The organism is Proteinivorax hydrogeniformans (assembly GCF_040515995.1).
GTDB lineage: Bacteria > Bacillota > Proteinivoracia > Proteinivoracales > Proteinivoracaceae > Proteinivorax > Proteinivorax hydrogeniformans.
Window position 1 is genome coordinate 129,416 of record NZ_CP159485.1, and the last position, 14,200, is coordinate 143,615.

The 14,200-nt window shown below is 40.3% G+C and carries 10 protein-coding genes, 1 tRNA gene and 2 rRNA genes; all 13 read left to right on the forward strand.

Going from position 1 to position 14,200, the window contains the following annotated elements:
- Positions 1-56 precede the first annotated feature (56 nt).
- Positions 57-3,080: ribosomal RNA gene (locus PRVXH_RS00630) — 23S ribosomal RNA — on the forward strand.
- Positions 3,081-3,124: 44 nt separating this feature from the next.
- Positions 3,125-3,240, forward strand: a 5S ribosomal RNA gene (gene rrf / locus PRVXH_RS00635).
- Between the two features lie 8 nt (positions 3,241-3,248).
- Positions 3,249-3,323, forward strand: a tRNA-Asn gene (locus PRVXH_RS00640).
- 200 nt (positions 3,324-3,523) lie between these two features.
- A complete protein-coding gene (locus tag PRVXH_RS00645) occupies positions 3,524-4,501 on the forward strand; it encodes a septal ring lytic transglycosylase RlpA family protein (RefSeq protein WP_353893393.1) in 978 nt (325 codons plus the stop codon).
- A 218-nt stretch (positions 4,502-4,719) separates the two neighbouring features.
- Positions 4,720-5,931, forward strand: coding sequence for a putative glycoside hydrolase (locus PRVXH_RS00650; RefSeq protein WP_353893394.1), 1,212 nt, complete (start codon positions 4,720-4,722; stop codon positions 5,929-5,931).
- 348 nt (positions 5,932-6,279) lie between these two features.
- A complete protein-coding gene (locus PRVXH_RS00655) occupies positions 6,280-7,065 on the forward strand; it encodes a transporter substrate-binding domain-containing protein (protein WP_353893395.1) in 786 nt (261 codons plus the stop codon).
- Positions 7,066-7,175: 110 nt separating this feature from the next.
- Entirely contained in the window at positions 7,176-7,853 is a 678-nt protein-coding gene (locus PRVXH_RS00660; protein WP_353893396.1) for an amino acid ABC transporter permease, read from the forward strand.
- Positions 7,854-7,864: 11 nt separating this feature from the next.
- The gene (locus PRVXH_RS00665; RefSeq protein ID WP_353893397.1) at positions 7,865-8,584 is read left to right on the forward strand and encodes an amino acid ABC transporter ATP-binding protein; all 720 of its coding nucleotides are present in this window, start codon (positions 7,865-7,867) and stop codon (positions 8,582-8,584) included.
- A gap of 89 nt (positions 8,585-8,673) precedes the next feature.
- Complete coding sequence (locus PRVXH_RS00670; protein WP_353893398.1) at positions 8,674-9,570, forward strand: acetamidase/formamidase family protein; 897 nt, start codon at positions 8,674-8,676, stop codon at positions 9,568-9,570.
- Between the two features lie 63 nt (positions 9,571-9,633).
- Positions 9,634-10,089 carry a CtsR family transcriptional regulator gene (locus PRVXH_RS00675; protein WP_353893399.1) on the forward strand — a complete coding sequence of 152 codons (456 nt, stop codon included), beginning with the start codon at positions 9,634-9,636 and terminating at the stop codon, positions 10,087-10,089.
- An 11-nt stretch (positions 10,090-10,100) separates the two neighbouring features.
- Positions 10,101-10,631, forward strand: coding sequence for a UvrB/UvrC motif-containing protein (locus PRVXH_RS00680; RefSeq protein ID WP_353893400.1), 531 nt, complete (start codon positions 10,101-10,103; stop codon positions 10,629-10,631).
- Between the two features lie 3 nt (positions 10,632-10,634).
- Complete coding sequence (locus tag PRVXH_RS00685) at positions 10,635-11,681, forward strand: protein arginine kinase (protein WP_353893401.1); 1,047 nt, start codon at positions 10,635-10,637, stop codon at positions 11,679-11,681.
- An 18-nt stretch (positions 11,682-11,699) separates the two neighbouring features.
- Positions 11,700-14,144: an ATP-dependent Clp protease ATP-binding subunit gene (locus tag PRVXH_RS00690; RefSeq protein ID WP_353893402.1), complete on the forward strand. Its 2,445-nt coding sequence runs from the start codon at positions 11,700-11,702 to the stop codon at positions 14,142-14,144.
- Positions 14,145-14,200: the final 56 nt, after the last annotated feature.

Consider the following 14,200-nt stretch of genomic DNA (forward strand, 5'->3'; position numbering starts at 1 on the left):
GAGATATAAAAAAGCGTGGTAGATACAATTTCATTATGTTTAAACGAGAAAAACGAGGTCAAGTTACAAAGGGCGCACGGCGGATGCCTTGGCGCTGGGAGTCGAAGAAGGACGTAGCGAGCTGCGAAAAGCCGCGATTAGCTGCAAGCAAGCTTTAAGTCGCGGATTTCCGAATGGGGCAACCCACCACAGTTAATACTGTGGTACCACCACCTGAACAAGTAGGGTGGTAGGAGACAACCGGGGGAACTGAAACATCTAAGTACCCCGAGGAAGAGAAAGAAAACTCGATTCCCTAAGTAGTGGCGAGCGAAAGGGGAAGAGCCTAAACACTTTTAGTGTAAGCCTGTATGCGTTGCTAAAAGTGGGTTGAGGGAGTTACTTTACAAGTGGATACAGTCACTTGGGATAGTTACAAAATTAAAGTTTAGGCGAATTGGTTGGGAACCCAAACGACACAAGGTGAAAGTCCTGTAGCCGAAAAGCTTTAATCTATCCAAGTAGCCACCCGAGTATTGCGGGACACGAGAAACCCCGTAAGAATCTAGGAGGACCACCTCCAAAGGCTAAATACTACCCAGCGACCGATAGTGAACAAGTACCGTGAGGGAAAGGTGAAAAGTACCCCAGGCGGGGGATGAAATAGAACCTGAAACCGTGTGCCTACAAACAGTCAGAGCCCCATAAGCGGGTGATGGCGTACCTTTTGTATAATGGATCAGCGAGTTACATTTGCAAGCGAGGTTAAATGGTAAAGCCATGGAGCCGTAGCGAAAGCGAGTCTTAATAGGGCGACTAGTTTGTATGTGTAGACCCGAACCCGAGTGACCTACCCATGGCCAGGGTGAAGTTTTGGTAACACAAAATGGAGGCCCGAACCCACTAATGTTGAAAAATTAGGGGATGAGCTGTGGGTAGCGGTGAAATGCCAAACGAACTCGGAGATAGCTGGTTCTCCCCGAAATAGCTTTAGGGCTAGCCTCAAGGATGAATAGTGGAGGTAGAGCACTGATTGAGCTAGGGGCCTAACCCAGGTTACCGAACTCAGTCAAACTCCGAATGCCATATATTTTGACCTTGGGAGTCAGACTATGGGTGATAAGGTCCATAGTCGAGAGGGAAACAGCCCAGACCATCTGTTAAGGTCCCAAAGTGTAAGCTAAGTGGAAAAGGATGTGGGATTGCTTAGACAACCAGGATGTTGGCTTAGAAGCAGCCACCATTTAAAGAGTGCGTAATAGCTCACTGGTCAAGTGATCCTGCGCCGAAAATGTCCGGGGCTAAAGCTTACCACCGAAGCAATGGAGTAGTAATACTGGTAGGGGAGCGTTCTAAGTGCGGCGAAGCTGTACCGTAAGGAGCAGTGGAGCGCTTAGAAGTGAGAATGCTGATATAAGTAACGAAAAGAGATGTGAGAATCATCTCCGCCGAAAACCTAAGGTTTCCTGAGGAAGGTTCGTCCGCTCAGGGTAAGCCGGGACCTAAGCCGAGGCCGAAAGGCGTAGGCGATGGACAACTGGTAGATATTCCAGTGCCACCAAGCTTTGTTTGAGTGATGGGGTGACGCAGTAAGGTAGGTTATCGCACTGATGGATTAGTGCGTTCAAGCCAGTAGGGATTAGAGGTAGGCAAATCCGCCTCTATCTATTCTGAGAGGTTAAGAGGACCCAATTTAGGGGAACTAACTGATCCTACACTGCCAAGAAAAGCCTCTAACAAGAAGCGCGGTGCCCGTACCGTAAACCGACACAGGTAGGTGAGGAGAGAATCCTAAGGCGCTCGGGAGAACCTTCGTTAAGGAACTCGGCAAAATGACCCCGTAACTTCGGGAGAAGGGGTGCCTCGATATTGTGAAGTACATCCGTACTGAGCGAGAGGAGGCCGCAGTGAATAGGCCCAAGCGACTGTTTATCAAAAACACAGGTCTCTGCTAAATCGAAAGATGAAGTATAGGGGCTGACGCCTGCCCGGTGCTGGAAGGTTAAGGGAACGTGTTATCCGCGCAAGCGAAGAAGATTAAGTGTTACTAGATACTTAGTATAAAGTATAGGTTTTGAGTTGAGTGTCGAAGCCCCAGTAAACGGCGGCCGTAACTATAACGGTCCTAAGGTAGCGAAATTCCTTGTCGGGTAAGTTCCGACCCGCACGAAAGGCGCAACGACTTGGGCGCTGTCTCAACGAAGGACCCGGTGAAATTGTAGTACCTGTGAAGATGCAGGTTACCCGCGACAAGACGGAAAGACCCCGTGGAGCTTTACTGTAGCCTGATATTGGATTTTGGCATTGACTGTACAGCATAGGTGGGAGGCTGAGAATAGAGGACGCTAGTCTTCTAGGAGCCTAAAGTGGGATACCACCCTGTGAATGTTGGAATTCTAACTAGAAACCGTAATCCGGTTTTAGGACAGTGTCAGGTGGGCAGTTTGACTGGGGCGGTCGCCTCCCAAAGAGTAACGGAGGCGCCCCAAGGTCTCCTCAGAATGGTTGGAAATCATTCGTAGAGTGCAAAGGCATAAGGAGGCTTGACTGCGAGACCTACAAGTCGAGCAGGGACGAAAGTCGGGCTTAGTGACCCGGCGGTACCGAGTGGAAGGGCCGTCGCTCAACGGATAAAAGCTACCCCGGGGATAACAGGCTTATCTCCCCCAAGAGTTCACATCGACGGGGAGGTTTGGCACCTCGATGTCGGCTCATCGCATCCTGGGGCTGTAGTAGGTCCCAAGGGTTGGGCTGTTCGCCCATTAAAGCGGTACGCGAGCTGGGTTCAGAACGTCGTGAGACAGTTCGGTCCCTATCTGTCGCGGGCGCAGGAAGTTTGAGAGGATCTGTCCTTAGTACGAGAGGACCGGGATGGACGAACCTCTAGTGTACCAGTTGTCACGCCAGTGGCAGTGCTGGGTAGCTAAGTTCGGCACGGATAAGCGCTGAAAGCATCTAAGCGCGAAGCCACCCTCAAGATAAGACTTCCCATTGGCTTGTCCAAGTAAGACTCCAGATAGACTATCTGGTAGATAGGCCGGAGGTGTACAGGTAGTAATACCTTTAGCTGACCGGTACTAATAAGTCGAGGACTTGACCAACTTAGTTTAGATAATGACTTAGTTTTATTCCTTATGGTAATTTATCCAGTGACAAAAGCGAAGAGGATCCACCGGTTCCCATCTCGAACACCGCAGTTAAGCTCTTCAGCGCCGATGGTACTTGGGGTTTACCCCCTGGAAGAGTAGGACGTCGCTGGGTTAAAATGTTCCTCAGTAGCTCAACGGTGGAGCAACCGGCTGTTAACCGGTAGGTTGTAGGTTCAAATCCTACCTGAGGAGCCATAAAATCTGACATTAAAGGCATTGCTAAAATATATAGCAGTGCCTTTTAACTTTGTTTAATGGAAAACTTACTGTTTACATACCACGCAAACAAGATGGTTGAATATGTTGTTAGTTTAGAGTCAACAATAGTACCTATAGTAAAGTTAAAAAACATTTTTTATAAATATTTGTCATATAATTATATGAGGTGAGTTTAAATGTCTAAAGTAAAAACCCTGTTATTAAGTGGGACCCTTGCAGTTACTACTGCCGTTGCAACAAGCTCTATGTCTGTTGGACAACAGGAGGTTACTATTTTAACAGAAGAAGGACCCGTTACCTTGAAGACTAGTGAAACCAAGGTGAAGAATATCGTTAATGAAGCAAATATAACTTTAAGTGAAAAACATAAGGTTTATCCGTCGTTGGATGAACAGTTAAAAACCGACTATATAGCGATTAAAGAGGGTTCAAAAGTAAAAATTTTTGTGGACGGGCAAGTAAAAGAAACAATAAGCTGGGCACTTAATGTAGAGGAGCTACTAAAAGAACAAGATATAACTTTAAATGATGAAGATATTATAGCAGTTCCGCTAGATAAAGAATTAAAAGATATAAATAACATAGAGATTACTAGAGTTGATAGGAAGGTAGTTACTGAATCTAAAAACATCCCTTACCAGTCGGAAATGTATATTGATAGGAGTTTGCCACCAGGTTCAAGTAGAACTGTCATAGCTGGCAAAAAAGGGGTTAAAGAAGTAACTTATGAAATCGTTTATCATGATGGAGAGGAAAAAGAGCGAACTGTTCTAGAAAAAGAGGTAGTTACCCAACCTAAGGATGCAAAAGTTTATGCAAATCAACGGAACATGGTTGCATCTAGGGGAGGATCAAGTAATTCAGCTGGTTATGTTGGAGTTGCGTCTTGGTATGGTTCTAAATTTCATGGCAATGGTACTGCAAGTGGCGAGACATATGATAAAAATGCCTTGACTGCTGCTCATCGTTATCTTCCTTTTGGAACTAGAGTACAGGTTACGTTCTTACAGACCGGTCGTAGCGTAGTCGTCAGAATAAATGATAGAGGACCCTTTGCTGATAATAGAATAATTGACTTATCAGAAGCTGCTGCTAAGGAAATTGGACTTCGCCCTCATGGAGTTGGTAGAGTGGAAATTAAAATACTAGATTAATTTTTTTAAAACTGCTGATTTTGACTTAATCAGCAGTTTTTTTTGTGTGTGCTGTTTTAATAATCCTTTGACTTTAATAGAAGCAATTAAAGGGAAAGCCAAGCCTATGATAGAATACTAATACTGTGAGCTGTAGTGTAAAAATTTACAGCTTACTTTTAGAAAAACTTAAGGTATAATATAGTTATGTAAATTTATAAAAGAGGAGATGGAGAAGCTTGAAATTAACAAAAATTTTACTAATCACCCTTGTAGCAGTTTTAATATTACCTGCATGTACTCAGTCAACACCGCCAGAAAATCAAGATACAGATCTAGATGAAAATGGAAGTATCGAAAACCCAGTAGAAGATGAAAATCAAGGAGAAACTGAAGAGGAAAAAGAAGAAAAAGAAGAGCCTAAAACTCCTCAAGTAAGTCGCCCAGAAGATCTTAAGGGAATATACTTAACAGGCAATTCAGTGGGGCATCCAACTCGATTTACGGAGTTGATAGAGCTTATAAACGACACCGAGTTAAACACAATGGTTATAGATGTTAAAGATGATCATGGTGATATATCATACCTTGATACAGAGGTTGAGTTTGCTTTGGACATAGGAGCTAATAAAAACAAAGTTTCGTCAATGGAAGAAGCTATGGAAAGGCTAGTGGAGAATGATATTTATCCACTAGCTAGGGTGGTTGTCTTTAAAGACGGAAACCTAGGGAGAGAAAGACCCGATTTAGCTATTCAAGATCCTAATGGAGGAACTTGGGTGGAAGGAGGTAGTAATGTTAAGTGGGGGGACCCTCATAGCGAAGAGGTTTGGGATTACGTTATAGATGTTGCTATCGAAGCTGCTGAGCTAGGATTTCAGGAAATTCAGTTTGACTACATCAGGTTTCCAAATAAAGGCGGCTTAGTTTACCCACATAAAGAAGCCTTTATTGAAAATCATTTAGATGAAGATGAAGAATACAGCAAGTCAATCGTTATAAAAACTTTTGCAGAATATGCGGCGTCAAGGCTTGAAGAGTACGATGTAGATGTAACAGCTGACATATTCGGTATGATAGGCCATACGACTGGAGATATGGGCATAGGACAGCACTTAGAAACTCTTGTTTCTGCAGAAGGCCTAGATGCAATATACCCTATGGTTTATCCTTCTCACTATAATCATAATAATTACGGTCTAGAAAATAACAATGCTCATCCTTATGAAACGGTTAACTATGCTTTAGAAGAGTTTCAGGAAAGGTTAGAGGAAGTTAACAGTGATGTTGAAATCATACCTTGGCTGCAGGCTTTTACTATGGGTGAGCCAGCTTATGGACCAGAGGAAGTTAGGTTACAAATTGAAGCTGGCCGTGACCTAGGTATTAATGATTATATACTATGGAACTCAGGCAATGTGTATGCTCCATATAAAGACGCTTTAAAGTAAAAAAGTGTTTGACTTTCATTTACCTTCATGGTATAATTTTTACCACAAAAGGTAAAAAAGTGGTTTGTGAAGTATCAGTTTGTAGTAGGTGGCTAATGAGCTGGGGTATGCTTATTTAAGTAGACTATAGTTAGTTAGCTAAACAACCGAGCTAAGCTGTGAAAAACTTTCCAGGGGAAAAGTGGCTTTATCTTGGCTCTGTGGGGGCCAAGGTTAGACTATAAACTTAAGTTTATGGTCTGGGCTAGTCGAAAGACGAAATCCAAGCACTCTAGTCTCTTTATGAGACTAGAGTGCTTTTTTATAACCCTTTTTTACCAAAAAATAACTAGGAGGTTTTATATAGTAATGAGTTTTGTGAAAAAGAGTTTTGGGGTAGTGTTTGTTCTTTTATTGATGGTGGGAATGACTGCTTGTTCATCAGAGGGAGGTACTTATGATGAAGTGATGGAGAGAGGTTATATCGAGTTTTCTATGAGTGGTGGTTATCCACCTTTTAATTATTATAATGATGATGGTGAACTAGTTGGATTTGATGTAGAAATTGCCGAAGAAGTTGCAAACAGGCTAAATGTCGAATCCAAGCCCGTTACAGCGCCATTTGATGGTTTGATTTTTGGGCTTCAAACAGGAGACTTTGATGGAATACTAGGCAGTATGGCTATTACAGAGGACCGGAAAGAAAATGTATCTTTTTCAAATCCGTATTATTATTCCGGTGCCCAGATATTTGTCAGAGAGGACTCTGATATAAACGGCATTGATGACATTACAGACAGCCATCAAGTAGCAGTGGTAATAGGAACTACCTTTGAGGACGTTGTGGCCGAAACAGGTGCTGAGATAGTACCATTAGAAGATGACGCTGAAGTTCTTAGACAATTAGATAGTGGTGATGTAGATGCAATAGTTACCGACTACCTTGTGGGAATAATAAATATCGAAGAGCAAGGCTTTGATTTTAGGCCTGCAGGAGAATTCCTTTACACTGAAGAGATGGCAGTTGCTTTTCGTCAAGGAGACGACGAACTAGTAAAAGCCGTTAATCAGGCTTTAGAAGATATGATGGAAGATGGAACATATAAAGAGATTTCAAACAGTTACTTTGGAACAGATATAAGTGAGCCAAGATAAAAGGTAGTCTAAATTTTATTCCCTCTATGGGGTGCATAGAGGGAATAAAATTTAATATAGGAGTAAATATGCCTAGACGTATCGTCTAAGCTTCAAACGGGGGTGCTAATTTGATATCAGAATTTATTTATTCAGTCAAAGATTGGTTTTCATTTTTATTTGAAAGCTTTGCGTTATATCCTGATGCTATAATGCTAACCTTTCAAATAACCGCTATAGGGATTTTGCTAGGAACAGTCTTAGGCCTGTTTTTCGCATTTTTAAAAATCTCAAAGTTTAAAGTCCTAAATATATTAGCAAACGCTTATATTAGTATTATACGAGGGACACCTTTGTTGCTCCAAATCATAGTTTTTTATAACGTTGTAAGGATAGTAATCAATTTTGGTCGGATGGAGGCTGCTGCCTTTGCTCTAGCTGTCCATAATGGAGCTTATATAGCTGAGATATTTAGAGGTTCTATTGAATCAATATCTAAAGGACAAATGGAAGCAGCCCGCTCCTTAGGTATGACCCATTGGCAAGCAATGAGAAGGATTATTTTGCCACAGGCCTTTAAACGAGCTATTCCACCACTTGCAAATCAGTTTAGTATAGCCTTAAAGGATTCATCTCTTGCTACAGTTATAGGAGTACGGGAGATTCTACAAGTTACAAGGACGCACGTAGCAAGTGCTCATGACCTTAGGTTTTACTTGACTGCAGGCCTAATATACTGGGTGCTAACTACTGTAATAACTTATATAGTAAGGGTTATGGAGAATAAGTTTTTTTCAAATGAAAGGTAGGTGCAAAAAGCTTGATTAAAATCGAAAACTTAAATAAGTGGTTTGGTAAATTACATGTACTTAAAGATATAAACCTAGATATCAAGGAACAGGAGGTAGTAGTAATTATAGGTGCAAGTGGGTCAGGCAAAAGTACTCTTCTGCGTTGCATAAATTTATTAGAACAATATCAAAAAGGTGATATAACAATTCAGGGAGAAACACTAGGAAACGGAGAAAACATCAACCAAATTAGACAAAAAGTAGGTATGGTATTTCAGCGCTTTAACCTATTTCCCCATAAATCAGTAATTGAAAATGTAATGGAAGGTCCTACTCAAGTTAAGGGAACTAGCAAAGAAAATGCCAAGGTGCTAGCTCAAGGGTTGCTAGCAAAAGTTGGTCTTGCTGATAAAGACAATCAATATCCAGCACAGCTTTCTGGAGGGCAACAACAAAGAGTGGCGATAGCTAGATCATTGGCAATGGAGCCAGAAATAATGTTATTTGATGAACCGACTTCCGCATTAGATCCGGAGTTAGTCGGAGAAGTACTGCAAGTAATGAAAGATTTAGCTAAAGAGGGGATGACTATGGCCGTAGTGACACATGAAATGGGCTTTGCAAAAGAGGTTGCCGATAGAGTTGTATATATCGATGAAGGTAAGATAGTGGAAGAGGGCACCCCTGAGCAGATTTTTGATAATCCTCAGCAACAAAGGACTCAGGAATTTTTAAGTAAAATTTTATAGTTATGATTAAAGCCGCTAATTTTTAGTGGCTTTAATTATAATAAAATATTTAGAATGTTATGATATAATGGGCTATAGGAGGGGAGATTATGAAAGTAAAAACCATGCATAAGTTTGACCAAAAGACTATGCCTATAGCTTCACTGCACTTGGGAGAAAAAGCAATAGTTGAGGTTTCAGATACTTTTAATGGTCAAGTAGAAGGTGAAACCTTGTTTTTAGACAAACTAAAGGTGGACAAGTTAAATCCAGCTACTGGACCATTTTACATAAAATCTACCAGTCCAAATGAGACTTTAGTAGTGGATATACACGAGATTAAACTTGACACCATGGGAGCATCTGTAGTTTTGAAGGATTTAGGGGTTTTAGGAGAAAAAGTTGAAAATTCAACAAAGTATTTGTACCACTTAAATGACCAAAAAGTGAAGGTAGATAACCAGGATTTAGAAATATCTCCCTTTATCTCTATTCTAGGAAACACGCCAGAAGCTCCAATTAGTACTGGAGTTCCAGAAAGCCATGGAGGCAAGTTAGACTGTCCTAGCATAAAAAAAAATAGCAAAGTGCTACTTCCAATATTTTACCCAGGAAGTCTATTAGCCCTCGGGGGAATTAAAGCCATACAAGGCTACGGGCAGGTGGGGGGAACAGGAATAGAATGTAGCGGTGAGTTAACTTTTAGTTGCTCGAAAATGATGTTAGATAGCTTAAAAAATCCAATGGTTATCTCTGAGGATTCTTATGAAATACTTTGTAGTGATTACAGCATTGATAAAGCTATACATAAGGCTGCAAACCAATGGTGCCAACTTCTAATGGAAATATGCGGGTTTTCTTTTACCAAAAGCTATCATTATTTAAGTATCCTAGCTGATACTAGAGTTGTGCAGGTAGTAAATCCTAATGTTACCGTATCCTTAAGCATTTCTAGGAAAAATATACTTGAGAGGGTGAAAATTTTTTTTGAACCTCTTGACAATTAATCAGGATGTTAATAAAATAGAAACAAGGAAGGTCAAAGAAAGTCAGACAAAGGAGTGTTGAGCTTGGCAAGTGTTGCAGGTAGGGTGGAGAAGTATATATTAGACCTATTAAATAAAAATCATGTTGCGGTTTTTAAAAGAAATGAAATGGCTATTCTTTTAAACTGCGCACCTTCACAAATAAACTATGTTCTACAAACCAGATTCTCTACTGAGAAAGGCTATAAAGTGGAAAGCCAAAGAGGTGGAGGTGGGTTTATAAGAATAACAAAAATTTCCTCTAAAGGTCAAACAGTTTTAGAGGAAATTTCGTATATGCTAGAAAAGGGAGTTACCCAAAAACAAAGCCAAAATATAATTTCAAGGCTAGTTGAACAGGGTATATTTACCCAGAGGGAAGGCAACATATTAGTAGAAGCAACTGCAGCTTCAACTTTAGATTTACCTTTGCCGGCTCGAGATATAATTAGAGGGAAAATCTTAAAAAGTGCAATTGTCTATGTTTGTAAACTTAGTTAGGGGGTGTTTGTATGGTGTGTCAAGAGTGTAAAAAAAAGCAAGCCACTGTACACTTTACGAAAATAATTAACGGGGAAAAAATTGAGTTAAAGCTTTGTGAAAGTTGCGCCGAACAACGTGGTGACCTTGACTTTGATGGACAGCAACCGTTTTCTGTTCATCAGCTTTTAGCTGGGCTTTTAGATCTAGAGGAGATGCCCAATGTTAAGGGGCAGACTACTACTTCTAACGCCGGCATATGTAAAAACTGTGGTTTAACAGAAATGCAGTTTGCAAAAATTGGTAGGCTTGGTTGTACTCAATGCTATCAAACTTTTGGAGCGCGGTTAAATCCACTCCTCAAAAGAGTACAGGGAAGATCTAGCCACAATGGAAAAGTTCCTAAGCGTTCAGGTGGGGATATAAAATTAAAGAGGGAAATTGAAAAGTTAAGAGAAAGCCTAAACCGCTATGTTATTGAAGAAAAGTTCGAAGATGCAGCGGTACTTAGAGATAAAATCAAGGCGTTGGAGTCTGAACTAACTCAAGGGGGAGGTGCATAGGTAATGTCTTTAAAGGGATTTATAGATAAAAACCTAAGTAGATGGATTCAAGAGCAAGAAGGAAAAACCAGTGAGGTAGTTCTTAGTAGTAGAATCAGACTAGCTAGAAATCTAAATGATATACCCTTCCCTTTTTTAGCTGATAGTACAGATCAGTCAAAAGTGGTTGAGCTAGTTAGAGATGCTATGGAAGGTCAAAAAGATTTTTCTTATCTAAGCAGAAAAAATTTGAGTTTAGAGGACAGGCAAGCTTTAATGGAAAAGCATTTAATAAGTATGCAGCTGGTTAATGATAATAAGGATAGTGGTTTGTGGCTAAACAAGGATGAGTCAGCAAGTATTATGGTAAACGAAGAAGATCACATTAGAATACAAGTGCTTTTACCAGGTTTTGAGCTAGAAGAAGCTAGGAAAAAGGCAGATGAGCTTGATGATGCTTTAGAACAAAAACTTAACTATGGATTTAATGAGGAAAAGGGATATCTTACATCCTGCCCAACTAATGTGGGTACAGGTTTAAGGGCTTCAGTTATGGTGCACTTACCAGGTCTAGTCCTCACAAAACAAATAAACAAAGTGTTAACAGCAGTATCCCAGTTGGGGCTTGCAGTACGAGGAATTTACGGAGAAGGTTCAGAGGCTGCTGGAAATATACTCCAGATATCAAATCAGATAACCTTAGGTCAAAGAGAAGAAGAAATAATTGACAACATCAAGCGTGTCACTAAACAAATTATCGACCATGAGCATAATGCTAGAAAGTGGCTGTTAAATGAAAAAAAGATTGAAATAAAAGATAAAGTACACAGGGCCTATGGTGTGCTTTCAAATGCCTATACAATCTCATCTAAAGAAGCTTTAGAACTTTTATCACAAGTTAAGTTAGGTATAGATTTACAATTGTTAGACAAGGAAAGTTCTCAGATTTTTAAGGAGTTAATCGTACTTATAAGACCAGGATATTTGCAAAAGCTTTATGGACAAAAACTAAGCGAAAAGCAACGTGATATAAAAAGAGCAGAAGTGATTAGAGAAAGACTTAGAAATTAAAAAAGGAGTGATAGAGCTATGTTTGCTAGATTTACACAACGAGCAAGACAGGTTCTAGCTTTAGCCCAAGAAGAGGCTAGAAGCTTCAAACATTCAGTAGTGGGTACAGAACACATCCTTTTAGGTATTATAGACGAAGGTGAAGGGATAGCCGCCAAAGTAATTAAAAACTTAAATATAGAAAAAGAATCAGTTAAAAAGAAAATAAATTCTTTAGCTGGAACTGGCACAGAAAGTAAGGAAGGTCCAATTGGCTACTCTCCTCGCTCTAAAATGGTAATAGAACTTGCTTCTCAAGAAGCAAGAAATATGGGGCATGGATATGTAGGCACAGAACACCTTCTTTTAGGACTTATAAAAGAAGGCGAAGGAATTGCGGCTAAAGTTTTAAAGTCTTTAGGGGTAGATCTAGACAAAACCAAAGAGATGGTGATAAAAGCACTTGGTGAGGCAGACAAAGGAATGGATACAAACTTTCAGATGCCTAAAGGGAAAATGCATCATCAATCAAGTAAAGGTGGTAGTATCGAAAACTTTGGAAGAGACCTTACCGCAGAGGCTGAGCAACAAAAGCTAGACCCAGTGATAGGTAGAGAAAAGGAAATTGAAAGAGTAGTTCAGGTACTGAGCAGAAGAACAAAGAACAACCCTTGTCTTATAGGAGAACCAGGTGTTGGGAAAACTGCCATCGGAGAAGGACTAGCTCAAAAAATTATTGAGGGAGATGTCCCAGAAACGTTAAAAGGAAAAAGAGTAGTAGTTTTAGAGCTGGCATCCATAGTTGCAGGCACTAAATATCGAGGTGAATTTGAGGACAGATTAAAGAAGCTGATAGAAGAGGTGCAAAATGCCGGGAATGTTATTTTATTTATAGATGAGCTTCATACAATTGTAGGTGCTGGCGGAGCTGAAGGAGCCATAGACGCAGCAAACATTGTAAAGCCAGCCCTAGCACGTGGACAGCTACAGACAATAGGTGCAACCACCTTAGAAGAATATCGCAAACACATTGAAAAAGATGCAGCGCTTGAAAGAAGGTTCCAGCCAATAACAGTTGGTGAACCGACAAAAGAAGAGGCTGTTGATATTTTAAAAGGATTAAGAGACAAATATGAAGCCCATCATAGAGTTAAGATTAGTGACGAAGCATTAGAAAGTGCGGTAAAGTTGTCAGATAGGTATATTACCGACAGATTTCTTCCTGACAAAGCAATTGATTTAATTGACGAGGCTGCTTCTAAGTTACGCTTAACTACATTTACCGCGCCTCCTGAACTCAAAGACTTAGAACAACAGCTAGAAGATTTGTCAAAGGAAAAAGATTCTGCCGTAAAAAATCAAGAATACGAAAAAGCAGCAGAGCTGAGAGACAAAGAAGGGGAGATTAGAAGTAAGCTATCTTCATTAAAGGAGAATTGGGAGAAAAAACAAGCGTTTGACAAATATACAGTTACCGAAGAGGAGATAGCCCAGGTTGTTTCAATATGGACTAACATACCTGTACAAAAGCTAGCAGAAGAAGAAACTGAAAAGCTTTTGAAACTTGAAGAAGAGCTTCATAAGCGAGTGATAGGGCAAGGTGAGGCTGTAAAAGCTGTGGCAAAGGCTGTGAGAAGAGCGCGAGCAGGCTTAAAGGACCCTAAGCGTCCTATTGGATCACTAATGTTTTTAGGGCCAACAGGAGTAGGGAAAACAGAGTTAGCCAGGGCGCTTGCTGAAGTTCTTTTTGGCGAAGATGATGCAATGATAAGAGTTGACATGTCTGAATATATGGATAAACATACTACTTCTAGGCTTATAGGGTCCCCTCCAGGATATGTGGGCTATGATGAAGGAGGACAACTAACAGAAAAGGTTAGGCGAAAGCCCTATTCTGTGATTTTACTTGATGAAATAGAAAAAGCTCATCCTGAAGTTTTCAATATACTGTTACAGGTGTTAGATGACGGGAGGTTAACTGACGGAAAGGGGAGAACGGTCGATTTTAGAAACAGTGTAATAATTATGACCTCTAATGTGGGCGCTAGCCTTATAAAAGATGGGATAAGTGTTGGATTTAAGCCACAAACTGAAAAAGACCATCATCAAGACATGAAAGATAAGATTAATGAAGAGTTAAAGAAAACCTTCCGACCAGAGTTTTTGAACAGGTTAGATGAAACGATCGTATTCCATAGTTTAAATAGAGAGCATATAAAGGAAATTGTCAAACTTTTATTTAAAAAGTTTAATAACAGAGTCAAAGAGTATGGAGTAGACTTAGAAGCAACAGACGCACTGTATGAACATTTGGCAAAAGAGGGATACGATCGAGCCTATGGAGCTCGGCCTTTAAAACGGGCGATACAAAAATGGGTTGAAGACAGCTTATCTGAAGAAATTTTAAAGGGAGATGTAAAAAAAGAAGATACTATAATAGTAGACTACGATGGAGAAAAGGTAATCTTCAATAAAAAAAGCTAAGGGGAAAAAACCCTTAGCTTTTTATCGTTCAAATATTTTCTTTTTTTGGTAAAGAA

Excerpts from the sequence above, each read along its gene's own strand:
- PRVXH_RS00645 (WP_353893393.1), top strand. The coding sequence starts at position 3,524 with ATGTCTAAAGTAAAAACCCTGTTATTAAGTGGGACCCTTGCAGTTACT.
- PRVXH_RS00655 (WP_353893395.1), top strand. The coding sequence starts at position 6,280 with ATGAGTTTTGTGAAAAAGAGTTTTGGGGTAGTGTTTGTTCTTTTATTG.
- PRVXH_RS00670 (WP_353893398.1), top strand. The coding sequence starts at position 8,674 with ATGAAAGTAAAAACCATGCATAAGTTTGACCAAAAGACTATGCCTATA.
- PRVXH_RS00680 (WP_353893400.1), top strand. The coding sequence starts at position 10,101 with ATGGTGTGTCAAGAGTGTAAAAAAAAGCAAGCCACTGTACACTTTACG.
- PRVXH_RS00685 (WP_353893401.1), top strand. The coding sequence starts at position 10,635 with ATGTCTTTAAAGGGATTTATAGATAAAAACCTAAGTAGATGGATTCAA.
- PRVXH_RS00690 (WP_353893402.1), top strand. The coding sequence starts at position 11,700 with ATGTTTGCTAGATTTACACAACGAGCAAGACAGGTTCTAGCTTTAGCC.